This window comes from Bordetella saccharivorans (assembly GCF_045862855.1).
GTDB classification, from domain to species: Bacteria; Pseudomonadota; Gammaproteobacteria; order Burkholderiales; family Burkholderiaceae_B; genus Bordetella_A; species Bordetella_A petrii_F.
On record NZ_BAAFZO010000001.1, the window covers coordinates 4426335 to 4451495 of the forward strand.

29 protein-coding genes are annotated in these 25161 nt (G+C 68.6%); 8 read left to right on the forward strand and 21 right to left on the reverse strand.

Annotated features, from left to right (window positions below; genetic code table 11):
- The first annotated feature begins 2 nt into the window (after nt 1-2).
- From ACKTT0_RS21150 to ACKTT0_RS21160, 3 genes are read left to right on the forward strand one after another with little or no spacing between them, the layout of a single operon-like run.
- A complete protein-coding gene (locus ACKTT0_RS21150; protein WP_407851735.1) occupies nt 3-278 on the forward strand; it encodes a lipoate-protein ligase small subunit in 276 nt (91 codons plus the stop codon).
- Complete coding sequence (locus tag ACKTT0_RS21155; RefSeq protein ID WP_407851736.1) at nt 275-1051, forward strand: lipoate--protein ligase family protein; 777 nt, start codon at nt 275-277, stop codon at nt 1049-1051. The genes ACKTT0_RS21150 and ACKTT0_RS21155 overlap by 4 nt, the downstream gene beginning before the upstream one ends.
- Entirely contained in the window at nt 1051-1878 is an 828-nt protein-coding gene (locus tag ACKTT0_RS21160; protein ID WP_407851737.1) for an RsiV family protein, read from the forward strand. Before ACKTT0_RS21155 ends, ACKTT0_RS21160 begins: the two co-directional genes overlap by 1 nt.
- Before the next feature lie 39 nt (nt 1879-1917).
- Here ACKTT0_RS21160 and ACKTT0_RS21165 read toward each other — a convergent pair whose 3' ends face one another.
- The 6 genes from ACKTT0_RS21165 to ACKTT0_RS21190 all read right to left on the reverse strand — a co-directional run bounded on the left by ACKTT0_RS21165 (nt 1918) and on the right by ACKTT0_RS21190 (nt 7270).
- Nucleotides 1918-3207, reverse strand: coding sequence for a Glu/Leu/Phe/Val family dehydrogenase (locus tag ACKTT0_RS21165; protein WP_028356003.1), 1290 nt, complete (start codon nt 3205-3207; stop codon nt 1918-1920).
- 130 nt (nt 3208-3337) lie between these two features.
- Entirely contained in the window at nt 3338-4282 is a 945-nt protein-coding gene (gene hutG, locus ACKTT0_RS21170) for a formimidoylglutamase (RefSeq protein ID WP_407851738.1), read from the reverse strand.
- Nucleotides 4279-5058, reverse strand: coding sequence for an amino acid ABC transporter ATP-binding protein (locus tag ACKTT0_RS21175; protein ID WP_407851739.1), 780 nt, complete (start codon nt 5056-5058; stop codon nt 4279-4281). The genes hutG and ACKTT0_RS21175 overlap by 4 nt, the downstream gene beginning before the upstream one ends.
- The gene (locus tag ACKTT0_RS21180) at nt 5055-5723 is read right to left on the reverse strand and encodes an amino acid ABC transporter permease (RefSeq protein ID WP_407851740.1); all 669 of its coding nucleotides are present in this window, start codon (nt 5721-5723) and stop codon (nt 5055-5057) included. The genes ACKTT0_RS21175 and ACKTT0_RS21180 overlap by 4 nt, the downstream gene beginning before the upstream one ends.
- Nucleotides 5720-6466: a transporter substrate-binding domain-containing protein gene (locus ACKTT0_RS21185; RefSeq protein ID WP_407851741.1), complete on the reverse strand. Its 747-nt coding sequence runs from the start codon at nt 6464-6466 to the stop codon at nt 5720-5722. Before ACKTT0_RS21185 ends, ACKTT0_RS21180 begins: the two co-directional genes overlap by 4 nt.
- 66 nt (nt 6467-6532) lie before the next feature.
- Nucleotides 6533-7270 carry an IclR family transcriptional regulator gene (locus ACKTT0_RS21190; RefSeq protein WP_407851742.1) on the reverse strand — a complete coding sequence of 246 codons (738 nt, stop codon included), beginning with the start codon at nt 7268-7270 and terminating at the stop codon, nt 6533-6535.
- Nucleotides 7271-7502: 232 nt separating this feature from the next.
- Between ACKTT0_RS21190 and ACKTT0_RS21195 the strand changes: the two genes are divergently transcribed.
- The gene (locus ACKTT0_RS21195) at nt 7503-8237 is read left to right on the forward strand and encodes a hypothetical protein (RefSeq protein WP_407851743.1); all 735 of its coding nucleotides are present in this window, start codon (nt 7503-7505) and stop codon (nt 8235-8237) included.
- Nucleotides 8237-8815, forward strand: coding sequence for a hypothetical protein (locus ACKTT0_RS21200; RefSeq protein ID WP_407851744.1), 579 nt, complete (start codon nt 8237-8239; stop codon nt 8813-8815). The genes ACKTT0_RS21195 and ACKTT0_RS21200 overlap by 1 nt, the downstream gene beginning before the upstream one ends.
- 13 nt (nt 8816-8828) lie before the next feature.
- Here ACKTT0_RS21200 and ACKTT0_RS21205 read toward each other — a convergent pair whose 3' ends face one another.
- From ACKTT0_RS21205 to mltG, 5 genes are all read right to left on the reverse strand, one after another.
- On the reverse strand, nt 8829-9665 hold the full coding sequence (locus ACKTT0_RS21205) for an ankyrin repeat domain-containing protein (protein ID WP_407851745.1): 837 nt from the start codon (nt 9663-9665) through the stop codon (nt 8829-8831).
- A gap of 57 nt (nt 9666-9722) precedes the next feature.
- Entirely contained in the window at nt 9723-10493 is a 771-nt protein-coding gene (locus tag ACKTT0_RS21210) for a TatD family hydrolase (protein ID WP_407851746.1), read from the reverse strand.
- 69 nt (nt 10494-10562) lie between these two features.
- Nucleotides 10563-11615 (reverse strand): DNA polymerase III subunit delta', encoded by a 1053-nt coding sequence (gene holB, locus ACKTT0_RS21215; protein ID WP_407851747.1) that lies wholly within the window; start codon nt 11613-11615, stop codon nt 10563-10565.
- The gene (gene tmk, locus ACKTT0_RS21220; protein WP_407851748.1) at nt 11612-12238 is read right to left on the reverse strand and encodes a dTMP kinase; all 627 of its coding nucleotides are present in this window, start codon (nt 12236-12238) and stop codon (nt 11612-11614) included. Before tmk ends, holB begins: the two co-directional genes overlap by 4 nt.
- A complete protein-coding gene (gene mltG / locus ACKTT0_RS21225) occupies nt 12235-13245 on the reverse strand; it encodes an endolytic transglycosylase MltG (protein WP_407851749.1) in 1011 nt (336 codons plus the stop codon). Before mltG ends, tmk begins: the two co-directional genes overlap by 4 nt.
- A gap of 150 nt (nt 13246-13395) precedes the next feature.
- On the opposite strand from mltG, the gene ygfZ reads away from it, so the two are divergent.
- Entirely contained in the window at nt 13396-14403 is a 1008-nt protein-coding gene (gene ygfZ / locus ACKTT0_RS21230) for a CAF17-like 4Fe-4S cluster assembly/insertion protein YgfZ (RefSeq protein ID WP_407851750.1), read from the forward strand.
- Here the strand turns inward: ygfZ and ACKTT0_RS21235 are convergent.
- The 7 genes from ACKTT0_RS21235 to ACKTT0_RS21265 all read right to left on the reverse strand — a co-directional run bounded on the left by ACKTT0_RS21235 (nt 14400) and on the right by ACKTT0_RS21265 (nt 19755).
- Nucleotides 14400-15089: a VIT1/CCC1 transporter family protein gene (locus ACKTT0_RS21235; RefSeq protein ID WP_407851751.1), complete on the reverse strand. Its 690-nt coding sequence runs from the start codon at nt 15087-15089 to the stop codon at nt 14400-14402. The two genes, ygfZ and ACKTT0_RS21235, sit on opposite strands and share 4 nt — an antisense overlap.
- Nucleotides 15090-15099: 10 nt before the next feature.
- Entirely contained in the window at nt 15100-15549 is a 450-nt protein-coding gene (locus ACKTT0_RS21240; protein ID WP_407851752.1) for a PaaI family thioesterase, read from the reverse strand.
- Complete coding sequence (mmsB, locus tag ACKTT0_RS21245; RefSeq protein ID WP_407851753.1) at nt 15546-16436, reverse strand: 3-hydroxyisobutyrate dehydrogenase; 891 nt, start codon at nt 16434-16436, stop codon at nt 15546-15548. The genes ACKTT0_RS21240 and mmsB overlap by 4 nt, the downstream gene beginning before the upstream one ends.
- 45 nt (nt 16437-16481) lie before the next feature.
- On the reverse strand, nt 16482-17657 hold the full coding sequence (locus tag ACKTT0_RS21250) for an enoyl-CoA hydratase/isomerase family protein (RefSeq protein ID WP_407851754.1): 1176 nt from the start codon (nt 17655-17657) through the stop codon (nt 16482-16484).
- The gene (locus tag ACKTT0_RS21255) at nt 17654-18808 is read right to left on the reverse strand and encodes an acyl-CoA dehydrogenase family protein (RefSeq protein ID WP_407851755.1); all 1155 of its coding nucleotides are present in this window, start codon (nt 18806-18808) and stop codon (nt 17654-17656) included. Before ACKTT0_RS21255 ends, ACKTT0_RS21250 begins: the two co-directional genes overlap by 4 nt.
- Before the next feature lie 181 nt (nt 18809-18989).
- Nucleotides 18990-19331 (reverse strand): RnfH family protein, encoded by a 342-nt coding sequence (locus tag ACKTT0_RS21260; protein WP_407851756.1) that lies wholly within the window; start codon nt 19329-19331, stop codon nt 18990-18992.
- Nucleotides 19321-19755, reverse strand: coding sequence for a type II toxin-antitoxin system RatA family toxin (locus ACKTT0_RS21265; RefSeq protein ID WP_407851757.1), 435 nt, complete (start codon nt 19753-19755; stop codon nt 19321-19323). Before ACKTT0_RS21265 ends, ACKTT0_RS21260 begins: the two co-directional genes overlap by 11 nt.
- Before the next feature lie 81 nt (nt 19756-19836).
- Here ACKTT0_RS21265 and smpB point away from each other — a divergent pair, with 81 nt between their 5' ends.
- Nucleotides 19837-20304, forward strand: a complete 468-nt coding sequence (gene smpB, locus ACKTT0_RS21270) for an SsrA-binding protein SmpB (protein WP_028355982.1) — start codon at nt 19837-19839, stop codon at nt 20302-20304.
- 103 nt (nt 20305-20407) lie between these two features.
- Here the strand turns inward: smpB and ACKTT0_RS21275 are convergent, their stop codons facing one another.
- Nucleotides 20408-21334, reverse strand: coding sequence for an SPFH domain-containing protein (locus ACKTT0_RS21275; RefSeq protein WP_407851758.1), 927 nt, complete (start codon nt 21332-21334; stop codon nt 20408-20410).
- Nucleotides 21335-21371: 37 nt separating this feature from the next.
- Nucleotides 21372-21806 (reverse strand): NfeD family protein, encoded by a 435-nt coding sequence (locus tag ACKTT0_RS21280; RefSeq protein WP_407851759.1) that lies wholly within the window; start codon nt 21804-21806, stop codon nt 21372-21374.
- Between the two features lie 95 nt (nt 21807-21901).
- Between ACKTT0_RS21280 and ACKTT0_RS21285 the strand changes: the two genes are divergently transcribed.
- Complete coding sequence (locus ACKTT0_RS21285; RefSeq protein ID WP_407852474.1) at nt 21902-22669, forward strand: glutamine amidotransferase; 768 nt, start codon at nt 21902-21904, stop codon at nt 22667-22669.
- Between the two features lie 95 nt (nt 22670-22764).
- Here the strand turns inward: ACKTT0_RS21285 and ppsA are convergent, their stop codons facing one another.
- Nucleotides 22765-25128 (reverse strand): phosphoenolpyruvate synthase, encoded by a 2364-nt coding sequence (ppsA, locus tag ACKTT0_RS21290; protein WP_407851760.1) that lies wholly within the window; start codon nt 25126-25128, stop codon nt 22765-22767.
- Nucleotides 25129-25161: the final 33 nt, after the last annotated feature.

Sequence of the window (25161 nt, forward strand, 5' to 3'; positions counted from 1 at the left end):
CCATGCATGGTGAATACAAAGTACCTGGCGGCAAGCTAGTGGTCGTGGATCTCGCGGTCGCCGGCGGCCGGCTGGCCGACGTCCGGCTGAGTGGCGATTTCTTCCTCGAACCGCCCGAAGCGCTCGACGCCATCAACCAGGCCCTGTGCGGGTTACCCGCCGATGCCGACGAAACGCGCCTGGCCCAGGCCGTGCAGCAAGCCCTGCCGCAAGGCGCCGAGCTGTTCGGCTTTTCGCCGCAGGCGGTGGCGGTGGTGGTCCGGAGGGCACTCGCATGACCCGCACCCACTGGAACGACTACGCCTGGCAGCTCATCCACGAAGGCCCGCAGCCGCCCGCGCTGCACATGGCCCTGGACGCAGTCATCACCGACGAGGTCGGCGCGGGCCTGCGTCCGCCCACGCTGCGCATCTGGGAGTGGTCGGCCCCCGCGGTGGTCATCGGCCGCTTCCAGTCCCTGAAGAACGAGGTCGATCCGGACGGCGCGCGCCGCCACGGCGTGCAGGTCGTGCGGCGGGTCAGCGGCGGCGGCGCCATGTTCGTCGAGCCGGGCAACACCATTACGTATTCGCTCAGCGTGCCGCAGGCCCTGGTGGAAGGCATGAGCTTCCAGCAATCGTACGAATTCCTGGACGGCTGGGTCATCCGCGCCCTGCACGATCTCGGCATCAAGGCCTGGTACCAGCCGCTGAACGACATCGCCTCGGAAAGCGGCAAGATCGGCGGCGCCGCGCAAGCGCGCCGTGCCGGCGCGGTGCTGCACCATGTCACGATGTCCTACGACATCGATGCCGAGAAAATGGTGCAGGTGCTGCGCATCGGCCGCGAGAAGCTGTCCGACAAGGGCACCACCAGCGCCAAGAAGCGCGTCGACCCGCTCCGCAGCCAGACCGGCCTGGCGCGCGATACCATCATCGAACGCATGCTGCAGACCTTCCAGAGCCTGGCGCCGCTGGCGCCCGTCCAGTTGGCCGAGGCCACGCTGGAGCAGGCCCGGCGCCAGGCCCATGAAAAATTCTCCTCCCCGGAATGGACCGCCCAGGTGCCCTGATGCCGATCCCGAAGTCCCTCGCCGGCGCGCCGCGCCGCACCCGCATACTGGCCGCCGGCGCCGTGCTGGCGCTGCTGGCCGGATGCGCCAGCTCGCCCTCCGACACCATCAGCCTGCCCTCCGCTACGCCGCAGCCCACCGCCACCGAAGCCCAGGTGGCTGGCGTGGCGGTCGAGCGCATCCAATGGCAAGGGGCCAAGCCCGGCTGCGAAGGCCAATGCCCGCGCATCGAGATCGACAGCGTGGCCTTCCCCGACATACCGAAGCTGACCGAGCTGGTCGACCACGTGCTGGCCTACATGACCGGCGTCGATCCGCAACGGCCGCGTCCATACGACACGCTGTCGCAGTACACCCAGTATTTCTGGCAGACCGCCCAGCCGCGCGATGCCACCATCTTCAAGGCCAGCGTCAAGGCCGTGGTGGACAATGTGGTGGCGGTCGAGCTGCACACCGACCAATACCTGACCGGCGCGGCGCACGGCATTCCCGCTACTCAGTACCTGAACTGGCAGCGCGACCGCGCGCGCGTGCTGGCGCTGGACGAGGCCCTGCAGCCCGGCGCGCGGCCGGCGTTCGTGGCGGCCCTGCGCCGCGCGCACGGCGCCTGGCTGGCGCGCAATGAAGACGCCCGGCGCGACCCGCAGGCGTACGACCGCATGTGGCCATTCCAGGAAAGCAATAATTTCGCGCTGACGCGCGAAGGCGTGGTAGTGAAGTACGACGCCTATTCGATCGCGCCGTATTCGCACGGGCAACCGGAACTGCTGATCCCGTACAGCGAGCTGCGCGACGTGCTGCGGCCGGAATTCCTTCCGGCCGCCTGATGTCCGCCAGGCCGGGCGCCGCCCGGCCTGGCCTGCCCGTCAGGGATACAGGCCGCGCACCTGGCGCGCCTGCAGGATGCGGGTGCAGGCGACGATGAACGCCGCCGTGCGCAACGTCACCTTGTGCTCCTTGGCCATTTGCGACACCGCGGCATACGCCTCGCGCATCAGGCGCTCGAGGCGGTGATTGATCTCCTCCTCGCTCCAGAAGAAGCTGGAGAAGTCCTGCACCCACTCGAAGTAGCTGACCGTCACGCCGCCGGCGTTGGCCAGCACGTCGGGCACCACGTACACGCCGTTTTCGCGCAGCACGTCATCGGCCTCGGGAGTGGTCGGGCCGTTGGCGCCTTCCACGACGATCTTGGCGCGCACCTTGTGGGCGTTGGACTGGTTGATCTGGCCTTCCAGGGCGGCCGGGATCAGGAATTCGGTCTCGAGTTCCCAGAACTGCGCGTTGTCCAGCACCTCGGCGCCGCTGAAACCGGCCACGCCGCCCTTTTGCGAGACGTGCGAAAGCAGCTTGTGGACATCCAGGCCGGCCGGGTTGTAGACCGTGCCGGTGTGGTCCTGCACGGCGATGACCCGCGCGCCGGTCTCGTGGAACAGGCGCGCCGCCGTGCCGCCCACGTTGCCGAAGCCCTGCACCGTGACGCGGGCCTGCGAGACATCGATGTTGCAGTCGCGCGCGGCTTCGCAGGCCGTGACGAACACGCCGCGCCCGGTGGCCTCGACCCGCCCCAGGCTGCCGCCCAGCGCGATCGGCTTGCCCGTGACCACGCCGGTGGCGGTCGAGCCCTCGTTCATGGAGTACGTGTCCATCATCCACGCCATGGTCTGGGCGTTGGTGTTCACGTCCGGCGCGGGGATGTCTTTCGACGGCCCGATGATCACCCCGATCTCGGAGGTGTAGCGGCGTGTCATGCGTTCGATCTCGGCTTGCGAGAGGGTGCGCGGGTCGACCCGGATGCCGCCCTTGGCGCCGCCGTACGGCAGGTTGACGGCGGCGTTCTTCACCGACATCCAGGCAGCCAGAGCCATGACTTCGGACAGGGTGACGTCCTGGTGGAAGCGCACGCCGCCCTTGCCGGGGCCGCGCGAAGTGTTGTGCTGCACCCGATAGCCTTCGAAGTGGGCGATGCTGCCGTTGTCCAGCTCGATGGGCACGTCCACGATCAGGGCGCGCTTGGGCCGCTTGAGGGTTTCCACCCAGCGCGCCAGCGGTCCCAGGTAAGGCGTGACGCGGTCGACTTGCTGCAGGTAGATGCCCCAGGGGCCGAGGTGTTCGGCATCCAGGTACGACGGCAAAGCATGGGAAGGCTTATCGGACATGAGTGAAATCTCCAGGCTGGACTGGCGCCATTGTAGCCACCAAAATTTATGTCGTCCCCATTAAAACTGAAAAAATTTAAATGGGGACGAAATTTGGAGAACCGGCTCTGCGTGGCCCCGCCCTCTCATCTTACGGCGACAGCAAGTGCCAGGCCAATCTGGCCGCCACGCGCGCAGTGCGCTGGTCGATGTCGAAAGCCGGGTTGCATTCCGCCAGGTCGGCCAGCCGCAGTTTGCCGCTCTGCTTGACCCGCAGCGCGATCTCTTCCACGACCGGCAGCGGGACGCCGTAGGCGGCCGGCGCCGATACGCCGGGCGCCACGGCGGCCGGCAGCACATCGATGTCGATGGTCAGGTAGACGTGCCCGGCGGCCGCCAGCAGCCGGTCCAGGTCGGCCAGGCGGGCATCCAGGAAGCGTTCCTGCAGGTCGCGGTCCTCGACCCAGGCCGCGCCGATCTCGGCCGCGCGCGCATACAGGGCCGCGGTATTGCCCAGCCGCGACACGCCATAACAGGCGTATTGCCAGGCGTGGCCATGCGCGGCGCAGTATTCGGCGATCTGGTCGAACGGCGTGCCGGAACTGGCGGGCCGCCCGGTGCGCAGGTCGAAGTGGGCATCCAGGTTGAGCACCAGCACCGGTTGCCGGTCGCCCAGCCCGTCGAGCCAGCGGCGCAACCCCTGGAAGCTGCCCCATGCCACTTCATGGCCGCCGCCCAGCACCAGCGGCCGCGCGCCGGCCGCCAGCACGTCGGCCACCCGCGCGGCCAGCCTGTCCTGCGCGGCCTCGAGGTCGCCGTCGTCGCACACGACGTCGCCAGCGTCGACCAGCCGCGTAAAACGGTGCGCCGGCAGGCCGGCCAGCGCGCGGCGGATCGCCGCCGGCGCCTGGGCGGCGCCGGTGCGCCCCTGGTTGCGCGCCACGCCGGCATCGCAGGCGAAACCGATCAGGGCGGGGTCGGCCGGCGCGACTCCCTGGCCGGCGGCCGCGACCACGTGCGCCAGGCGGCGGGTGTCGCCGCGCTCGCCGCTGTCGTCGCGGGCGCGCCACGCGGCGCGATCGAGTCCGGCGCTCATGCGGCCCCCTGCCCCGAGGCGCTCAGCACGGCCTGCAGGAAGGCGCGCGTGCGCGGCTCGCGCGGCGCGGTGAAGATCACGTCGGGCGGGCCGGATTCGACGATGCTGCCGCCGTCCATCACCGCCACCACGTCGGCCACTTCACGGGCGAAGCCCATTTCGTGGGTCACGACCATCATGGTCATGCCTTCTTTGGCCAATACCTTCATCACCTGCAGCACTTCGCCCACCAGTTCCGGATCCAGGGCCGAGGTCGGCTCGTCGAACAGCATGACCTCGGGCTCCATGGCCAGCGCCCGGGCAATCGCCACACGCTGCTTCTGGCCGCCCGACAGGCTGGCCGGCATCGCCTGCATTTTCTGCGCCAGGCCGACCTTGGCCAGCAGCTGCCCGGCCAGTTCCTCGGCCGCTGCGCGCCCCATGCCGCGCAGGGTGCGCGGCCCGACCGTGACGTTGTCCAGCACCGACAGGTGCGGAAACAGGTTGAACGACTGGAACACCATGCCCACGCGCGTGCGCAGGCGGTTGAGACGGGGCTCGGGCATGGGCGTACCATGGTCCAGCAACACCTCGCCGCAGATGTCGATCGTCCCGCCCTGGGCCACTTCCAGCCCGTTGCAGCAGCGCAGCAGGGTGCTCTTGCCCGAGCCGCTGGGGCCGATCACCACCACGACCTGGGAGCGCTGCACGTCGAAGTCGATGCCGCGCAGCACTTCCACCGCGCCGAATGATTTGCGCAGTCCGCGGATGCGGATCATTTCGTCTTGTTGGTTCATTGCACCATTCCTCCGGCGCGCAGTCGATGCTCGAAGCGGCGCAGAATCGTCGTGGTCGCCGTGGTCAGCACCAGGTAGATCAGGGCGATCACCAGGTACGTCTCGAGCGAACGGTACGACACGCTGATGATCTTCTGCCCTTCGTGCATCAGGTCGTGGATCGTCAGCAGCGACACCAGCGCCGAGTTCTTGATGAGGGCGATGAATTCATTGCCCAGCGGCGGGATCATGCGCACCACCGCCTGCGGCAGGATGATGATGCGCATGGCCTGGCCGCTGGACATGCCGAGCGACCGCGCCGCCTCGGTCTGGCCACGGTCGACGGACTGGATCGCCCCGCGCACGATCTCGGACACATACGCGCCCGAGTACATGCCCAGGCCGAGCACGCCGCAGGCGAAGGCCGGCAGCATGATGCCGAACTGAGGCAGGCCGAAGAACCAGATGAACAGTTGCACCAGCAGCGGCGTGCCACGGAAGCACAGCAGGTACAGGCTGCACAGCCCGTACAGGACGCGCCGCTGCGGATTGAGGCGGCCCACGCCGACCAGCAGGCCGATCAGGCAGCCCAGCAGCAGTGCGCAGGCCGTGACCTCCACGGTCACGGCCGCGCCACGCAGCAAGGCGTCGAAATCGGCGAAAACGGGGGAGAAATCCAGGTTCATTTGGCGGCAGCCTCGAACCACTTGGCGACGATGCGCTCGTACGTGCCATCGGCCTTGAGCTGCTTGAGCGCCGCATTCAGCGCAGTGGTCAGCTCCGGCTGGTTCTTCGCCACCGCGATGCCGTACTGCTCGGTCGTGATCTGCTCGTCCAGCACGGTCAGCCCGGGCGCGCTTTGCGCGAACAGCTTGGCGGCCGGCTTGCCGGTCACGGCCGCGTCGGCGCGGCCCACCTGCACCAGGTTGAACATTTCCTGGTTTTTCTCGACCTCCACGCGCTGCACCTTCGGATAATGCTCCTTCAGGTAATTGACCGACTTGGTGCCCACCTGCACCGATACCTTGCGTCCGTCCAGGTCCTTCAGGGTCTTCACCGGGCCGTCCTTGCGCGTCAGCACTACCAGCCCGCCGGCGTAGTACGGGTCGGTGAAGTCCACCACGTTGCGGCGCGCATCGGTGATATAGATGGCCGAGACCGCCATGTCGGCGCGCCCGGCCTGCAGCGCCGGGATCAAGCCCTTGAAGTCGATGTCGATCCACTCGATCTTGCGATTCATGGCCTTGCCGAGCGCCTCGATCAATTCGATGTCGAAGCCGGTGCGCTGCCCGTCCTTGACGAACTCCATGGGCGGGAAGGTGGCGTCGGTGACCACGCGCAGCGCGTCCTCGGCGTGGGCGGCGGTGCTGCCCCAGGCCAGGCCCAGCGCAAGGGCGGCGGTCAGCAATTGGCGGCGGGTTGTCTTCATGTGGTTTCCTCTTGGATAGTAAGAATGTGAAACGTGGAACGGCGGTTGGACTACGGCGGGATGCAATCAACGGCTCTGCAATCGGCCCGAGATGCGCCGGGCCGCGGCGATCGTCATGTCGATGAGCGCGGCGGCGCGCAGCGTGGCGCGCGTCGACGGCGCCATCAGCGTGATGGAACCGACGGCCTGGTGCGGACGCTGGAATACCGGCACGCTCACGCCCCAGACGCCAGCGTCCACCTCGCCGTCCGTGACCGCGTAGCCGGCGACGCGGATCGCCTCGAGACTGACTGCCAGCGCCGCGGTGTCAACGCCGGAGCGCTGCAGGTCGTCCAGCAGTGCGCGCAGCCGCGCCGCGGGCATGAATGCCATCAGGGAACGCGCCGAGGCGCCGCGCACCAGCGGCAGGCCCCGGCCTTTGACGAACGAGCAACGCAGCGGATGCTGGCTTTCGACCATGTCCAGGCACACCGCCTGGTCGCGCATGGCGACCAGCAGGCCGACCGTCTCGCCGGATTCGGCCGCCAGCCGCGCCATGTCGGGCTGCGATTCCTGCACCAGGAATGACGACTGGTCGAAGCCCCAGGCCAGTTGGACGCATAGCGGACCGGGGCCGTACTCGCCCCCCTGCTCCGCGACGAAACCCCAGCGCTTGAGCAGGGCGACTTGCCGGTAGAGCGTGCTTTGCGCCAGGCCGGTCTTGTCGGCGAGCGCCGCAATCGATAGCGGCCCGTCGTGGCGCGCGAGCGTCGCCAGTACGAAAAGCACCCGGTCGGCGCCGCCGGCGATGGCCTGCTCCTGCATGGTGGACCTCCGTATGACTGAGGGTGGGCAGCTTAGCTGTTATTTCTCAATTTCACGCCCATATATTCCCGTTTTATGAGAATTATTCGGGAAAACACGCATACCGTGCCCTGCGCAGGCCAATTGGGCGCTTACATCGTGTTGCCACCCGAGGCCGCGCTGTAATACACCGCCGATAGAATGAAGTCCCTGCCCTGAACGTCCTCATTTCCTGCTTCTTACGAGGCTCCACATGGCTACTGGCTTTCATTCCGCGTCCGTCATATTGCGACGGTCGAACGACACCCTGACGCTCACGCCCTGGCAAGCCGCCGGCGCCCGCCATGCCAACCGGCGCGCCGACCGGGCCGGCGCCGAATCGCTGCTGCGGCTGTTCATGCACGACGACAGCAATCGCCTGGCGGTCATGCGGCTGTGCCACGAGGTCGAGCCGGGCTATACACTGGCCGGCTCGCAGACGCCGGCCGGCGCCGCTCAGCACATGGCGGCACTGATCGCCAACGGCAAGGTGCTGGCCGCCCGCACCGGCGAGGCTGCCCAGTACGCCGAGGGCCAGTTCCCCTACACCATCAGGCAACTGGCCTTCCTGCCCGCGCAAGGCACGGGGGTCAATGGCTCGTACTTCCTGCGTGGCCACTACACCGTGCGCGGCAATGCCATCACCGTTTCGGCCATGGGCTATACCGCCGCCATGCACAAAGGTACGGCCAGTTTCTTTGCATCGGCCCGCCTCGACATCGATGGCGCGCCAGGCGAGCCCCATCCCCTGACGTTGGACGAGCCGGGCTATTGGCCTTCGGACGAATACGTCCCGGTCGGCTCGGCCAGCTGGCAATTGCCCGAAGTCCGCCACGGCCAGTCGGTGACGCTGGTGATTTCGGGCGGCTATGTCTTCAGCGCCGCCGCCGGCCGGGCCGCGCCCATGCCGGCCACCACCGAGCGCGAATTCCCGCTGGCGCTGAACTGATGCCCATGCTCCGGCGCGGCGCCCTGCTTGGCTGGATATTCTGCGCAGCGGCATTGGCGCCCGCCCACGGCGCGTCCGCGGCGGATCCGGTCCGCGAGGCCCGTGCCGCGTACTTGGCCGCGCAAGGCGATGCGGGCCGGTTGCAAGAAGCGCTGGCGCTGGCCAACGACGCGGTGCGGCAAGCCCCAGGCGATACGGCCGCCCTCTTGCTGCGCGCCGACATCCGGGCGGCCTTGCATGAATACCCGCAGGCGCTGGCCGACTACCGGCAGGTGCCTGACGCCCACTTGCCCGCGCCTCGCAAGATGATGCAATGCCTGCTGCGCGAGCGCGTGCAACCCGCGCCACCGCCCCTGGATTGCTACGCCGACGCCGGGCGGCGCTATGCCGCCGGCCAGGCGCGGCCGGCCGGCGATCCCAATTACGTCATGACCCAGCTGCTGGCCGAGGCGCCGGAAGCCGACGGCCTGGCCGACGCCCTGCTGGCGGCAACGCCGCCGGGCCCGGAGCGCGAGATCCGCGCCATGCTGTTCAAGGATTTCGACCGCGCGCGCTACCTGCGCGCGGTCCTGCCGTGACCCTGCGCGTCCGTTATTCGTAGGTGTCGAGGCGCACACCCGAGACGCCGGAAACCGAAGGCTGCGCCGGCTCGGCCCGCGCCGGCGGCGGCTCCGGGGTCGCCGCGGGGGCCGCAGCGGGAGCCGCGGCAGCGGGCCTGGCGGCCGGTGCCTGCCCGCCTCGTTGGGCATCGCGCCGCGCCTGTGCTTCGGCAATCAGTGTCGCCAGTTCACGCGCCAGCTTGCGCTGCTTGCCCTCTTCGGCCCAGTCGGCCGCGTTCTTGCCCTTCAGGTCGCGCGTGGCGACGTCGGCGCCGGCGTCCAGCAGCAACTGCACCATTTCACGGCTGCCCGAGAAGCCGGCCATCATGAAAGGCGTCGTGCCGTCCGGCGACGGCGCATTGACCATGGCCTGGTGCGCCAACAGCAATTTGGCCGTTTCCACGTGCCCCTTCGAGGCCGCATAGTGCAACGGGGTCCAGCCGAGCCGGTTCACCTTGGCCCCGCGCGCGATCAGTTGCCGGGCCCGCTCGGTCTGGCCCGCCACCGCCAGGTACATCAGCGCCGTCTCGTTGGCGGGGTTCGTCGCTTCCAGGTCGGTGCGCGGATCGGCCGCCAGCACATCGAAGACCTTCCAGGCGCCGTCCACCACCGCGCGCATCAACGCCGGCTGCCCGTTCTTGTAGCGCACATTGGGGTCGGCTCCCGCGGCCAGCAGCTCGCGGATCTCGGGGGCGTGATCATTGTGCACGTACACCCACCAATTCTGCTGCGACGCCGCCCCCAGGGACGGCGTCGTCCAGACAGCGGCACAGGCCAGGCCGGCGGCGGCCAGGGTCAGCCGCAAGGTCGTGGTGGGGGATCGCTTCATGGAAATCACATTAAAAGTAAAACTTTAGATAATTGACTTTAACTATTCTTCTTTAATTTATCGTTCTATTTTATTGAAAAGATTGAAGAAATTTTCGGTTGAGGCATCGGCCACCTGCGCTACCGGGATCCCTTTCAAGGTGGCGATTTTCTCGGCCACGTGAATCACCTTGGAAGGGTCGTTGCGCTTGCCGCGATATGGCACCGGCGCCAGATAGGGTGAATCGGTCTCGATGAGCAGCCGGTCAAGCGGCATCTTGGTGGCGACTTCGTGGACGATGCCAGCGTTCTTGAACGTGACGATGCCCGACAGGGAAATATGAAAATTCAGGTCCATGGCGGCCTGCGCCATTTCCCAGGACTCCGTGAAGCAGTGCATGACCCCCCCTACCTCAGCGGCGTTCTCCTCGCGCAGGATACGCAGCGTGTCCGCCACCGACTCGCGGGTATGGATGATGAGCGGCAGGCCGGCTTGCCGGGCGACGCGGATATGGCGGCGGAAACGCTCGCGCTGCCAGTCCAGCGGCTCGCTGAGCCGGTAGTAGTCGAGCCCGGTCTCGCCGATGGCGACGACCTTCGGATGGCGCGACAACTGCAGCAGTTCCGACTCGGTGGGGTCCGAGCTTGCCTCGTAATCGGGATGCACCCCTACCGACGCCCACAGGTTGCGGTGCGGTTCGACCAGTTCGATCAAGCGCGGCCAGTCGGGCAAGTCGACGCTGACAACCAGCGCGTGCGTGACCTGATTGGCGGCCATGTTCTGCAGGATGGCCGGCAGGTCCTGGGCGAGATCGGGGAAATCCAGATGGCAATGTGAATCGACGTACATGGAATATTCGGGAAGATCGGCGTTCCGCCCGACGCCAGCCAGGCACGGCTTGCAGCGGGCGGGCGGGGACTATGACTGGCAGGATAGCACCATGCGCTGCAGGGTCGCATGGGCGAACAGCTTGGCGTTGAGCGGATGCGTGGCAAGGCGGCGTTGTTGCGTCAGCCAGCGCGCCGCCTCCGCCAGCCGCACTGCGTCGGCGCGCGCCGCGGCTTGCCCGACCGGCCGGGCCAGGGAGGGAAAATAACGCACCGGGGCGCCAGCGCCGGCCAGCATCAGGTCGGCGTACAGGCGCTGCAACGCATCGATCCACTCCAGCGGCGCGCTTTTCTCCAGGCTGTCGGCCAACGTGCCGATATCCGGCGCCTGTCCCTGGGCCAGCGGATGGACCAGTTGCCCCAGCCAGGCCGGGCAAGCCTGGCCACCATTCTGGGCCAAGCGCAGCGCCCCCAGCGGCGCGCCGCCAGCCGCCGCCAGCCATTCTTCGGCGGCATCCACGCCCTGCCCGCGCAGCCATTGCAGGGCCTCGTCCGCGCCGGGCGCCGGCAGCGGCAGGCGCCGGCAGCGCGATACCAACGTGGGCAGCAGCCGGTCCGGCGCATCGGCCACCAGCAGGAACACGGTGTGCGCGGGCGGTTCTTCCAGCACCTTGAGCAAGGCATTGGCCGAGATGACGTTCAGGGCCTGCGCGGGATACAGCAGCGCCACGCGCCAGCCGCCGCGGTGCGTGGCGGTGTTGAACCAGGGCTCCAGCGCACGGATCTGGTCGACGCGGATTTCCTTGGACGGCGCCCGCTTGGCGGCGCCGGTGGCGGCCGGCTCGGCTTCGTCGGCGCCTTCGGCGGCCTCGGCGCCCTCTTGCAGCGCCACCGCCTCGGGACGGATGCGCCGCAAGTCGGGGTGGTTGCCGCTGGCCACCCAGGTGCACGCGGGGCACTGCTCGCACGCCAGGTGATCGCGCGGCGCTTCGCACAACAGGCTGGCTGCGGCCGCGGCGGCGAATTCGAGCTTGCCGATGCCGGCCATGCCATGCACCAGCCAGGCGTGCGCGAAGCGCTCGCGGCCAGCCAGCCAGGCCCGGGCGGTTTCGTGTTGCCAGGGCAGGAAGGCGGCCGCGCTCATGCGGCCTCCGCGACCAGCGCGCGCAGTTCGGCGTCCAGCTGGGCGCGCACCTGCGACATCGGCCGGCTCGAGTCGACGATGCGGATGCGCTGCGGATGCGCCGCCGCGCGCGCATGGTAAGCCGCGCGCGTACGCTCGAAGAACGCGGCCTCCTCGCGTTCGAAGCGATCGGGCTGCCGCGCGTCGGCCAGGCGCGCGCGCGCCAGTTCCAGGGGGACGTCGAACAGCCAGGTGCGATCCGGCTGCAACGCCGGGCGCAGCCATTGTTCCAGCGCCGCCACGCGCTCGGCGCCCAACTGGCGTCCACCGCCCTGGTAGGCATAGGTGGCATCGGTATAGCGGTCGCACACCACCCAGTCGCCGCGCGCCAGCGCCGGCTCGATGACCTGGCTGAGGTGCTCGCAGCGGGCCGCGAACATGAGCAGGGTTTCGGTGTCGAGGGTCATGGATTCGGACAGGACCAGCGTGCGCAGGGTCTCGCCCAGCGGCGTGCCGCCCGGCTCGCGGGTGGCCACCACCGTAAGGCCCATGGCGCGCAGCGCGTCGGCGATCCAGGCGGCGTGCGTGCTCTTGCCGGCGCCGTCCACGCCTTCGAGGGTAATGAAGCGTCCGCGTGCGGTCATTGGTCCCGGCCCAGAATGTAGCGCGCCACGTTGCGATTGTGATCGGACAGGTTAGCCGAAAATTCGCTGGTGCCGTTGCCGCGCGAAACGAAGTACAGGTATTTGTGCCGTTCCGGCTGTACGGCGGCCAGCAGCGCGGCGCGCCCGGCGGCGGCGATCGGCGTGGGCGGCAGCCCGGCGCGCGTGTAGGTGTTCCACGGGTTGTCGGCGCGCAGGTCGCTGCGCCGGATGCGGCCTTGGTAGCGCTCGCGCATGCCGTAGATCACCGTGGGATCGGTCTGCAGCATCATGCCCAGCCGCAGGCGGTTGATGAACACCCCGGCCACGCGCGTGCGGTCGGGGCCATGGCCGGTTTCCTTTTCGATGATGGACGCCAGCACCAGGGCCTCGTAGGGGCTGTCCAGCGGCAGATCGGGCTGGCGCTCGGCCCATGCCTCGGCCAGCACCTGCTGTTGCTGCTGGTAAGCCTGCCGCAACAGGTCGAAATCCGTCGTGCCGGGCGTGAAGACATAGGTATCGGGGAAAAACAGCCCTTCGGGCTCCTTGATCGGCGAGCCCAGGCGGGCCATCAGTGCTTCGTCGCTGATGTCGCCCAGCGTCTGCTTGACATCGGGATTGGTGCGCAATGCCTGGCGGATCTGCGCGTAGGTCCAGCCCTCGACGAACGTGACTTGGCGCTGCACCATCTCGCCGCGCGCCAGCCGCTCCAGCAATTGCCATGGCGAATCGCCGGCGCGGGCCTCGTAGCCGCCCGCCTTGATCAGCTTGTCGCGCTCGGACAGCCGGGCCATCCAGGCAAAGCCGTCCTCCCAGACGGGAATGCCCGCGGAATTCATGGCGCGCGCGACTGCGCGCGGCGTGCTGCCCGGCGCCACGATGAACTCGACTTTATCGGCGGGCAAGGTCATGGCGCGGTTCATCCAGGTCCACGCCCCGCCCGCGGCCAGCGCCGCCAGCAGGACCAGCGACAGGCACGCCAGCAGGAAATAGAAACGAAGCTTTTTCATAAGAGTGCGCAGTTTAATGGATGACGGCGGCCGAAGCGGCGGCTGCGTCCCTGTTGCGGACGGGGCTTTGCCGCGCCTGGGCCGGCGCCACGGGTATCATGGCCATATCCGAGCGCCGCAGCGGCGCCCGCCTCTTGCATTCCGTACGCCATGCACGCTTTCTTTGATTCGATTCCCGCCCACGCCGATGGTTCGGCGCACCTGGCTCCCCTGCCAGACTACGCGGTCATCGCCGCGTCCGGCGCCGATGCGCTGCCGTTCCTGCACGGCCAATTGACGCAGGACATCACGGGCTTGCCGCCGGATGGCGCCCGACTGGGCGGCTATTGCACGGCCAAGGGGCGCCTGCTGGCCACGCTGGTGCTGTGGCGCGCCGTCCGCGACCCGCAGGGCGGGCCCGAGGCCCCCCAGTTGTGTGCGCTGGTGCGGCGCGACGTGGCCGATGCCCTGGTCAAGCGCCTGTCGATGTTCGTGTTGCGCGCCAAGGCCCGGCTCGCGCTCGCGCCGGCGCAGGCAGCCGGCGTCTGGTGCCAGCCGGAGCGCCTGGCGGCCCTGCAGACAGCCGCCGGCGGCGCCTTGCCGGCCGCTCCCTGGCAGCGCGTCGACCTGCCCACCGGCACCTGGATCGCCGCGCCGTCGGCCGGCACGGTATTGCGCTGGTGGTGGATCGCCACGGACGCGCAGCTGGGCCAGGCCGCCGCCCTGGCGCCCCTTCTGGCGCGCGGCGACGCCGAGCAATGGCGCTCGGACGACCTGGCGGCCGGCCTGCCCTGGGTCGGGGCCGCCACCCAGGACCTGTTCATTCCGCAGACCGTCAACCTGGACCTGCTGGGCGGCGTCAGCTTCACCAAAGGCTGCTACCCGGGCCAGGAGGTCGTCGCGCGCAGCCACTACCGCGGCACGATCAAGCGCCGTACCGCCTATGGCCGCCTGGATGGCAAGGGCGAGGCGCCCGCGCCCGGGACGGACGTCTATGACGCCACGCAGCCGCAGGAACCCTGTGGCCGGGTCATCGAGGCCTCGCGCACGGCGGTGTTGTTCGAAGTGGCGCTGTCCGCCCTGGCCGCGGGCGAACTGCGCGTGGCGGCTCCCGACGGCCCGCACATCGCCGTGGCGCCGCTGCCCTACGCCCTGGAGGAAGGCGCCGGCAGGGCCTAGACCGCGACGCCGAACAGCGCGCCCACCCCGGCCGTCACCAGCATGGCCAGCCCCCCCAGCACGGTGACGCGCAAGGCCGCCGGCGCCACCGGGGCGCCGCCGGCCTGAGCGGCGATCGCCCCCAGCACCGCCAGCCAGACCATGGACGAGGCCGTGACGACCGCCACGATGTTCTCGACCGGCACCAGCGCGGCGGTCAGCAAGGGCAAGGCGGCCCCGCTGGCAAACGATAGCGCGGAGGCCACGGCGGCCTGGACCGGACGCGCCCGGTTGTGCACCGAGATGCCGAGCTCGTCGCGGGCATGCGCGTCCAGGGCGTCATGGCGGGTCAGTTGCTCGGCCACCTGGCGCGCCAGATCGGGCGACACGCCGCGGCCGACGTAGATATCGGTGAGTTCCTGCAGTTCCTGGGCGGAATTGCCGGTCAGGGAGCGCTGTTCCAGCCGCAGGTCGGCGGCCTCGGTGTCGGCCTGCGACCGCACCGAAACATATTCGCCCGCCGCCATCGACAACGAGCCAGCCACCAGGCCCGCCAGGCCGGAGGTCAGCACGGCCTCGTGGGCGGCGCTGGCCGCGGCCACGCCGGCGATCAGGCTCGCGGTGGAAACGATGCCATCATTGGCGCCCAGCACGGCGGCGCGCAGCCAGCCGGCGCGAAAAATGCGGTGGTGTTCCTTGGCGGGCATAGGTCGGCGGCTAGCGTGGCGTCACCCGCACGGCGGTCATCAGGCCGGCCACGCACAGGGTCGCCTGCCCGCCGCGGTAAGCCGTGACCTCGACCTGGCACACCGCGAGCCGCCGACCGGCCTTGAGCACCCGGCCGGTGGCCAGAAAGCGCTCGCTATCGGCCGGGGCCAGGAAATTCATCTTGAATTCCGCAGTCAGCACGTCCTCGCCCGGGCCGAACAGCGACAGCGCCGCGTAGCCACCCGCGCTGTCGGCGATGGTAGTGCCGATGCCGGCGTGCAGGTAGCCGTTCTGCTGGCACAGGTCGGAGCGGAACGGCAGCTCGATGTCGACCTGCCCCGGCTCGACGCGGCACAGGCGCGCGCCGAACGCGGCCATGACCGTCTGCCTGCCGAAGCTGTCATGTACCCGCTGCCGCGCGGCCTGCGCGGCGGCGGCCGGGTCGCCGTGGCCGTTCATTCCTGCTTGCGGGTGTACAGGTTGACGATGCTGGAGAAGTCCAGTTTGCCGCTGCCGCCGGTGCTGTGCAGCGAATACAGGTTGCGCGCCAGCTCGCCCAGCGGGATCGAGGAACGGGTCGACAGCGCCGCTTCGGCGGCCAGGCCCAGGTCTTTCAGCATGAGGTCGACGCCGAAGCCGCCGGCATAACCCTTGGAGGCCGGCGCATGCTCCATGACGCCGGGCCAGGGGTTGTAGAGCTCGGTCGCCCAGTTGCGCCCCGAGCTCTTGGCGATGATGTCCGACAGCACCTGCGGGTCCAGGCCGTTGGCCACGCCGAGCGCCAGCGCCTCGGACGTGCCCGCCATCAGGATGCCCAGCAGCATGTTGTTGCAGATCTTGGCCACCTGGCCCGCGCCCGCCGCGCCGGCATGGAAAATGTTCTTGCCCATGTTCTGCAGCACCGGCATGGCGCGTTGCAGGGCCGCGGCCTCGCCGCCGACGATGAAGGTCAGCGTGCCCGCCACGGCTCCGCCCGTACCGCCCGACACCGGGGCGTCGATCATGGCCAGGCCGCGCGCCTGCGCGGCGGCGGCCACCTTGCGGGCCGAAGCGGGGGCGATGGTGCTGCATTCGATCACCAGCGCGCTGGGGTCGATGCTGGCCAGCAGGTCGTCGCCCAGGTACAGCGCCTCGACATGCTTGCTGGCGGGCAGCATGGAAATGACGATTTCGGCGCCCTGCACGGCTTCGGCCGCCGAGCCGGCGGCGCGCGCGCCGGCGTCCGCCAGGCCCTTGACCGCGGCGGGCACCAGGTCGAACACCGCCAGGCTGTGGCCGGCCTTGATCAGGTTGTGCGCCATGGGCGCGCCCATATTGCCCAGGCCGATGAATGCGATGCTGCTCATGTTGGGTCTCCTCGAGGGTGGATGGAATGCGCCGGTACGCGCTGCTCAGTCTTGCGCCGGGCCGAGGTCGGCCAACGGGTGCGGCTGCCCCGCGGGCCACGGCGGCTCGAAGTAGCGCCTGACCCAGGCCTCGGAGGCCTGTTCGAGCGTGGCCGGGTTCCACTTGGGTTGTTTGTCTTTGTCGATCAGCAGCGCGCGTATGCCTTCGGCGAAATCGCCCTGCACGGTGCAGGCCAGCGCGGCGACGTATTCGATGCGGAACACGTCGGCCAGGGAGCGCAGGCGCGTGTGCTGCTGCAGCGCGAAGGCCAGCCGCGCCGAGCCCGGCGAACCGGCCAGCATGGTGGCCGCCGCCCGCGCCAGCCAGGGGTCGGCGTGGTCCTTCAGGGCGGCGATGGCCTGGTAGATTTCGGCCAGGTCGTTGCCGCTGCACAGGCTGTTGACCTGGAAGGCGTGCTGGCGCAGCGGGCCGGGCTCGAGCGCGGCGGCCGGCTCGTGGGCCAGCAGGGTGCGGCGCAGCAGTCCGTCGTTGATGGCGCGCGGCGGCAGCGCGCCGTTGCCCGGGCCGCCCGCCTGGCCGGCCCAGGGAGCCCGCAGCAGGGCCTCGACGAACCGCGGCCAGTCGGCTGAATCGAGACGGAAATCGGCCACCCCCGCGTAGAAGGCGTCCGAGGTGTTCAACTGGGCGCCGGTCAAGGCCAGGAACAGCCCCGTGCGGCCTGGCATGCGGTTGAGCAGCCAGCTGCCGCCGACATCGGGGAACAGGCCGATGGAGATTTCCGGCATGGCGATGCGCGTGGTTTCGCTCACCACGCGGTGGCTGGCGCCCATCATCAGGCCGACCCCGCCGCCCATGACGATGCCATGCCCCCAGCAGAGGATGGGCTTGGGATAGGTATGGATGCGGTAGTCCAGGCGGTACTCGCGCTCGAAGAAGGCGCGCGCATGGGTGTTGGCCCAGGCGCCCTGCCCCTGGTGCTCCTGCATGCTGCGATACAGGCCGTGCAGGTCGCCGCCGGCGCTGAACGCCTTGCCGCCGGCGCCCTGCAGCACCACGGCGGCCAGCCCGGCGTCGCTCGCCCAGGCGTCGAGCTGGCCGGCCAGCAGGTCGACCATATCGAGCGACAGGCCGTTGAGCGTCTGCGGCGCGTTGAGCGTGGCAAAGCCCAGCCGCATGCCATTGGCGGCGGTTTTCTCTTCGAACAGCACGGGGGCGTTCATCGGATGTCGGCTCCTTTGTCGAGCAGTTGGCGGGCCACGATCACGCGCATGATCTCGTTGGTGCCTTCCAGGATCTGGTGTACGCGAGTATCGCGCACCAGGCGCTCCAGCGGGTAGTCGCGCAAATACCCGTAGCCGCCGTGTATCTGCTGCGCGTCAAGGCAGACCTGGAAACCCATGTCGGTGGCGAAGCGCTTGGCCATGGCGCAGTAGGTGGCCGCGTCGGGCGAACCGGCGTCGAGCTTGCAGGCGGCCAGCCGCACCATCTGGCGCGCCGCCACCAAGTGGGTGGCCATGTCCGCCAGCTTGAACTGCAGCGCCTGGAATTCCGCCAGGCGGCGTCCGAACTGGCGCCGTTCGTCCATATAGCGCCGCGCGGCGTCCAGCGCGCCCTGCCCGGCGCCGACCGAGCAGGTGCCGATGTTGATGCGGCCGCCGTCCAGCCCCTTCATGGCGATCTTGAACCCCTCGCCCTCGCTGCCCAGCATGTTGGCGGCCGGCACGCGCACGTTCTCGAACGAGATGGGCCGGGTGGACTGGCTGTTCCAGCCCATCTTTTCTTCCTTGCGCCCATAGCTGATGCCGGCGCTGTCGGCCGGCACCGCGAAGGCGCTGACCCCGCCCGGGCCGGCGCCGCCGGTGCGCGCCATGACGACCAGCAGGTCGGTGTCGCCGCCGCCCGAGATGAATGCCTTGGCGCCGTTCAGGACGAAGGCGTCGCCGTCGCGCTCGGCGCGGGTGGCCAGCGAGCCGGCGTCGGAGCCGGCGCCCGGCTCGGTCAGGCAGTAAGAGGCGAGCTTCTGGCCGCTGGCCAGCAGCGGGCCCCAGTGCTCGCGCAAGGCCGGCTGCCCCCACTGCCCCACCATCCAGGTGGCCATGTTGTGGATGGTCAGGAAGGCGGTGGTGGAGGGGTCGACCGCCGCCATTTCCTCGAATACCAGGGTGGCATCGAGGCGCGGCAGGCCCAGCCCGCCGATGTCCTCGGCGGCATAGATGGCGCAGAAGCCCAGCTCGCCCGCGCGGGCGAAAGCCTCTTTGGGGAAGATGCCCTCGGCGTCCCAGCGGGCGGCGTGCGGCGCCAGCTCGCCCTGGGCGAAGTCACGAGCGGCCTGGGCAAAGGCGCGCTGCTCGTCGGTCAATTCCAGATCCACGGCTTTGTCTCCTGGTGGTCGGCATCGACGGTGCCGCGGCCGTCTCGTGAACCGCCGCGTCCGCCATGGGCCGATTTTGCATGACGTTAACGTAAACGTAAATCTATCATGGCCATCTTACGCCCGATCGACGCCGGCATTTGTCCTGATCGTGACAATGGGGGCCGCCACCCGCGGCCCGCTACAACAGGCCGGGCGGACGCTCGCGGCCCAGCCGGGCGGCTGCCTTGGCGCGGCGGTGCTCGGCGCGGCGCCGGCGCGACACCATGGGGTCGTAGGTCAGGGGGCGATAGATTTCGACGCGGTCGCCATCGGCCAGTGGCGTGTCGGCGCGGCACTGCCGGCCGAAAATGCCTACGCCGCAGGCCCAGGGGTCCAGCCCGGGAAACGCGGCGGCCAGGCCGCTGGCCTGCAAGGCCTGGGCCACGGTGGCGCCCGCAGGCAGCGCGAGCGCACGCTGCCACACCGCCGACGGCATGGCGTGGCACACGCTGACCCGCAGCATGCCTGCCTCATTCGCCATACAAGGCCTGCGCGCGCTTGGTGAACGAATCGATGAAACTGGTGGCGATCCGGTTGAATACCGGCCCCACCACCATTTCGAGCGCCCGGTTGGAAAAGGCGTATTCCATCGTGAACAGCACCTTGCAGGCATCCTCGGCCAGCGGCTGGAACTGCCAATGGCCCGCCAGCATCGAGAACGGCCCGTCGACCAGTTCGAGGTCGATGCGCCCGGGGTAGTCGTGCGTATTGCGCGTAGTGAAGCGCTGCTTGAGGCCGGCGAAGCTGATCAGGATGGATGCCTGCATGCCGTGCTCGCTGCGCGACTGCACCTCGGCGCCGCCGCACCACGGCATGAATTCCGGATACTTCTCCACGTCGGCCACCAGGTCGAACATCTGCGCGGCGCTGTAGGGAACCAGGACGGATCGCTGTACTTTGTGCATCGGCTATCGCAAATGGCTAGAATGATAGGATTTTACCGGTAGTAGCGCTGCTGCCCGGTTTCCCGCCCCATCCGCGCCTTTATGAGCATCATCGACAACCGCAAGGCCACGCACGACTATTTCATCGAAGACCGCTACGAAGCCGGCCTGGTCCTGCAAGGCTGGGAGGTCAAGGCGATCCGCGAAAACCGCGTGCAGCTCAAGGAAAGCTATGTCATCGTGCGCGACGGCGAGCTGTTCCTGCTGGGCATGCACGTCAGTCCCCTGCCCACGGCCTCGACCCATATCCATCCCGACGCCATGCGCACCCGCAAGCTGCTGCTCAAGGCCGAGGAAATCAGCAAGCTGATCGGCAAGGTCGAGCAGCGCGGCTATACCCTGGTGCCGCTGAACCTGCACTACAAGAACGGCCGCATCAAGCTCGATTTCGCGCTGGGCCGCGGCAAGAAGCTGTACGACAAGCGCGACACCGCCCGCGAAAAAGACTGGCAGCGCGAGAAAGAACGCATGATGAAGCACGACACGCGCAATTCCCGCAAAGACAGCTGATTGACCCGGGCGCAGCGACGGCGGCGCCCGGGCGCGTGAAATGCGCCTCGGCTGCCTGGCACCCGCAGGGTGCCAGGCGCCCTGCCCCTGGCGCAGCTGCGCGTCAGGCGCCCTTGCCGGTTTTCACGATGGCCATCGCCGAGGCGATCAGCCCGCCCACGTCGGACAGGTTCGACGGCAGGATCAGCGTATTGCCTTCCTTGGCCACGTTGCCGAAGGCATCCACATAGCGCTCGGCCACCTTCAGGTTGACCGCCTCCATGCCGCCGGGCTGGCGCACCGCCTCGCCCACCTGCGCGATGGCCTTGGCCGTGGCCTCGGCAATGGCCAGCACCGCCGCCGCTTCGCCCTGCGCCTGGTTGATCTGCGCCTGCTTTTCGCCTTCGGAACGGGCGATGGCGGCTTCGCGCTCGCCGGTGGCGATGTTGATCTGTTCCTGGCGCCGCCCTTCCGAGGCGGCGATCAGCGCGCGCTTCTCGCGCTCGGCGGTGATCTGCGCCTGCATGGCGCGCAGGATCTCGTTGGGCGGGGTCAGGTCCTTGATCTCGTAGCGCAAGACCTTGACGCCCCAGTTCAGCGCGGCCTCGTCCAGCGAGGCCACGATGGTGCTGTTGATGAACTCGCGCTCTTCGAAGGTGCGGTCCAGTTCGAGCTTGCCGATGACCGAGCGCAGCGTGGTCTGCGCCAGCTGGGTGATGGCCGAGATGTAATTCGACGACCCGTATGATGCCCGCATGGGATCGGTGACCTGGAAATACAGCACGCCGTCGACTTGCAGCTGCGTGTTGTCGCGCGTGATGCAGACCTGGCTGGGCACATCGAGCGGGATTTCCTTCAACGAATGCTTGTATGCGACCCGCTCGATGAACGGGATCACGAAGCCGGCGCCGGGCGACAGCACGCGGTCGAACTTGCCCAGGCGCTCGACCACCCAGGCATGCTGCTGGGGGACGATGGCAATGGCCTTGACGATGATCAGCAGCGCCAGGACAACCAGTACGATCAGGACGATGGTGGAGGTATCGAGCATGGTGGAGATATCCTGCGTGAGGGAGTGAGGGCCCGGCTCAGGCCGGGCCGGCGGTTTCCTTGCGCGCCAGCACCAGCCGCGTGCCGCGTACTTCGGCGATGACATGCGTGCCGGCCGCGCGCGGCTGCCCGGCGGCCAGCTCGGCCTGCCAGTGCGCGCCGCGGTACCAGACCCGCGCCAGGCCGGCGTCGGACCAGGCTTCGACTTCGACGGCCTGGCCGATGTCCATGTTGACGTCGGCATTGCGGCCGGCGTCGATCTCGCGTTTTTTCAGCACGCCGGTGCGGCGCAATACCAGCAGCCCCAGCAGCGCCACCGCGGCGCAGGCCACCAATTGCCATTCAAGACCCGCCGCCAGCCATGCGGCAATGCCCCCGGCCGCCAGGCCCAGGGCGACCAGCAGCAGATAGAACGTGCCGCTGGCAACCTCGCCTATCAGTGCGGCCGCTGCCAACCCGAACCAGATCCACATGTCCCACGCCTCGTCCAAGTTGAATACGGCGTCGATTGTACGGATTTCCGCCCGGGGCCGTGCGAAAACCCGCCGCGGCGACTATCATGATGCGCATGAATGCTCCCGCCGCCTCCGGACTGCCGGTCCTGATCCTGCATACCGGCGACCCCGACGACGTCTTGCGCCGGTCGCACGGCGACTATGCGCAGATGCTGCGCCACGCCGCCGGCCTGGAGCCGGCCGCCGCGCGCATCGTGCGGGCCGACGCGGGCGAGCAGCCGCTGGCTCCCTCGTCCTATCGTGCCGCGCTGATCACCGGTTCGCCCGCCATGGTGACCGACCGCGCGCCTTGGAGCGAGCAGGCCGCCGCCTGGCTGCGGCAGGCAGCGGCGGCCGGCCTGCCGGTCTTCGGGGTCTGCTACGGGCACCAACTGCTGGCCCATGCCCTGGGCGGCGCAGTCGACTACAACCCGCGGGGGCGCGAGCTGGGCACGCAAGCCATCGAATGCCTGCCGGCCGCCGCCGGCGACCCGCTGATGGCCGGGCTGCCGGTGAGCTTTCCCGCCCAGTTGCTGCACGCGCAGACCGTCACCCGCTTGCCCGCCGGCGCCGTGGCCCTGGCACGCTCGACGCTCGACGACCATCAACTGGTGCGGCTGGCGCCGGGCATTTATTCGGCCCAGTTCCACCCCGAATTCGGTCCGGAATTCATGCACGACCACCTGCTGCGCTACCAGTCCGAGTATGCCCGCGAAGGCCTGGACGCCCGCGTCCTGGCCGCCGGCCTGAAGCCGACGCCCACCGCGGCCAGCCTGTTGCGGCGGTTCCTGAACCTGCGCGCCCCATCTGCCAAAGGTGTCAGACACCCGCAGGGTGTCTGACACCTGGCCCGCAGCCTGCGAACTAAAAAAAGCCCCTGCCTCTCGCGAGACAGGGGCTTTTGCCGTGCCCGCCCGGCGCGCCGGACGGGCAGGGATCATTTAGCCAGGCGCTGCCAGGTATCGACCACCGTATCCGGGTTCAGCGACATGGACAGGATGCCCTCGTCCTTGAGCCACTGGGCGAAATCGGGATGGTCGCTGGGGCCCTGGCCGCAAATGCCCACGTACTTGTCGGCCGCCAGGCAGGCCTTGATGGCCCGTCGCAGCATGAACTTGACGGCATCGTCGCGCTCGTCGAAATCGGCGGCCAAGAGCTCCATGCCCGAATCGCGGTCCAGGCCGAGCGTGAGCTGGGTCATGTCGTTCGAGCCGATGGAGAAGCCGTCGAAGTATTGCAGGAACTCCTCGGCCAGGATGGCGTTGGACGGCACCTCGCACATCATGATGAGCTTCAGGCCATTTTCGCCGCGCGCCAGGCCGTGGGCGGCCAGCAGGTCGACGACGCGCGCGGCCTGGCCCAGCGTGCGCACGAACGGCACCATGATTTCGACGTTGGTCAGGCCCATTTCGTCGCGCACTTTTTTCAGCGCCTCGCATTCCATGCGGAAGCATTCGGCGAAGTCGGCCGCGATATAGCGCGACGCGCCACGGAAGCCCAGCATGGGGTTTTCTTCTTCCGGCTCGTAGCGCGAGCCGCCCACCAGCTTGCGGTACTCGTTCGACTTGAAGTCGGACATGCGCACAATGACCGACTTGGGCCAGAACGCCGCGGCGATGGTGGCGATGCCCTCGGCCAGCTTTTCCACGAAGAAGGCGCGCGGGCTGGCGTAGCCGCGCGCGGCCGACTCGACCGCCTTCTTCAGTTCGCCGTCGACGTTCGGGTAGTCGAGCACGGCCTTGGGATGGATGCCGATGTTGTTGTTGATGATGAACTCGAGCCGCGCCAGGCCCACGCCGGCGTTCGGGATCTGCGCGAAATCGAAGGCCAGTTGCGGGTTGCCGACGTTCATCATGATCTTGACGTCGATCGGCGGCATCTCGCCGCGCCGCACTTCCTCGACCTCGGTCTCGATCAGGCCGTCATAGATGCGGCCCTCGTCGCCCTCGGCGCACGACACGGTGACCGCCTGCCCTTCCTTCAGGACGTCGGTGGCCTCGCCGCAGCCCACCACGGCCGGGATGCCCAGCTCGCGGGCGATGATGGCGGCATGGCAGGTGCGGCCGCCGCGGTTGGTGACGATGGCCGAGGCGCGCTTCATGACCGGCTCCCAGTTGGGGTCGGTCATGTCGGTGACCAGCACGTCGCCGGCCTGCACCTTGTCCATTTCGGAGATGTCGGCCACCACCCGCACCGGGCCGGCGCCGATCTTCTGGCCGATGGCCCGGCCGGTCACCAGCACCTGGCCGGTGGCTTTCAGGCGATAGCGCTGCTGCACGTCGTTGCCGTTCTGCTGCGACTTGACCGTCTCGGGACGCGCCTGCAGGATGTAGATCTTGCCGTCGATGCCGTCGCGGCCCCATTCGATATCCATCGGGCGGCCGTAGTGCTTCTCGATGATGACCGCGTAGCGCGCCAGCTCGGTGACCTCATCGTCGGTCAGCGAATAGCGGTTGCGCTCGGACACCGGCACGTCCACGGTGCGCACGGCGCGGCCTTCGGGGCGTTCGGGATCGAACTCCATCTTGATCAGCTTGGAGCCGATGCGGCGGCTGACGATCGGATAGTGCCCCTGCTCCAGCGTGGGCTTGAAGACGTAGAACTCGTCGGGGTTGACGGCGCCCTGCACCACCGTTTCGCCCAGGCCGTACGACGAGGTGATGAACACCACGTCCTGGAAGCCCGACTCGGTGTCGATGGTGAACATCACGCCGGCGCTGCCCTTGTCCGAGCGCACCATGCGCTGCACGCCGGCCGACAGGGCGACCTCGGCATGCGCGTAGCCCTTGTGGACGCGATACGAAATGGCGCGGTCGTTGTACAGGGAAGCGAACACGTGGCGGATCTTGTCCAGCACGTCGTCGATGCCGACCACGTTCAGGAAGGTTTCCTGCTGGCCGGCGAACGAGGCGTCGGGCAGGTCTTCGGCAGTGGCCGACGAGCGCACGGCGAACGAGCCCTTGCCGTCGGCATCGAGGGCGGCAAAGGCGGTGCGGATCTGCTGCTCGAATTCAGGCGAGAATGGCGCCTCGATGATCCACTGGCGGATCTCGGCGCCGGCCGTGGCCAGTTCGCGGACGTCTTCGGGGTTGAGGGTGCTGAGGCGGGTGGCGATGCGCTGGTCCAGGCCGGAGGCCTTGAGGAAGTCGCGGAAGGCTTCGGCGGTCGTGGCAAAGCCGCCCGGCACGCGGACTCCCGCGCCGGACAGCTGGCTGATCATCTCACCTAGCGATGCGTTTTTGCCTCCTACCGAGTCCACATCCGACATGCGGAGCTGCTCGAACGAAACGACGTACGACATTGAAGTCACCTTTTACAATGGAGAGAAAGCGAG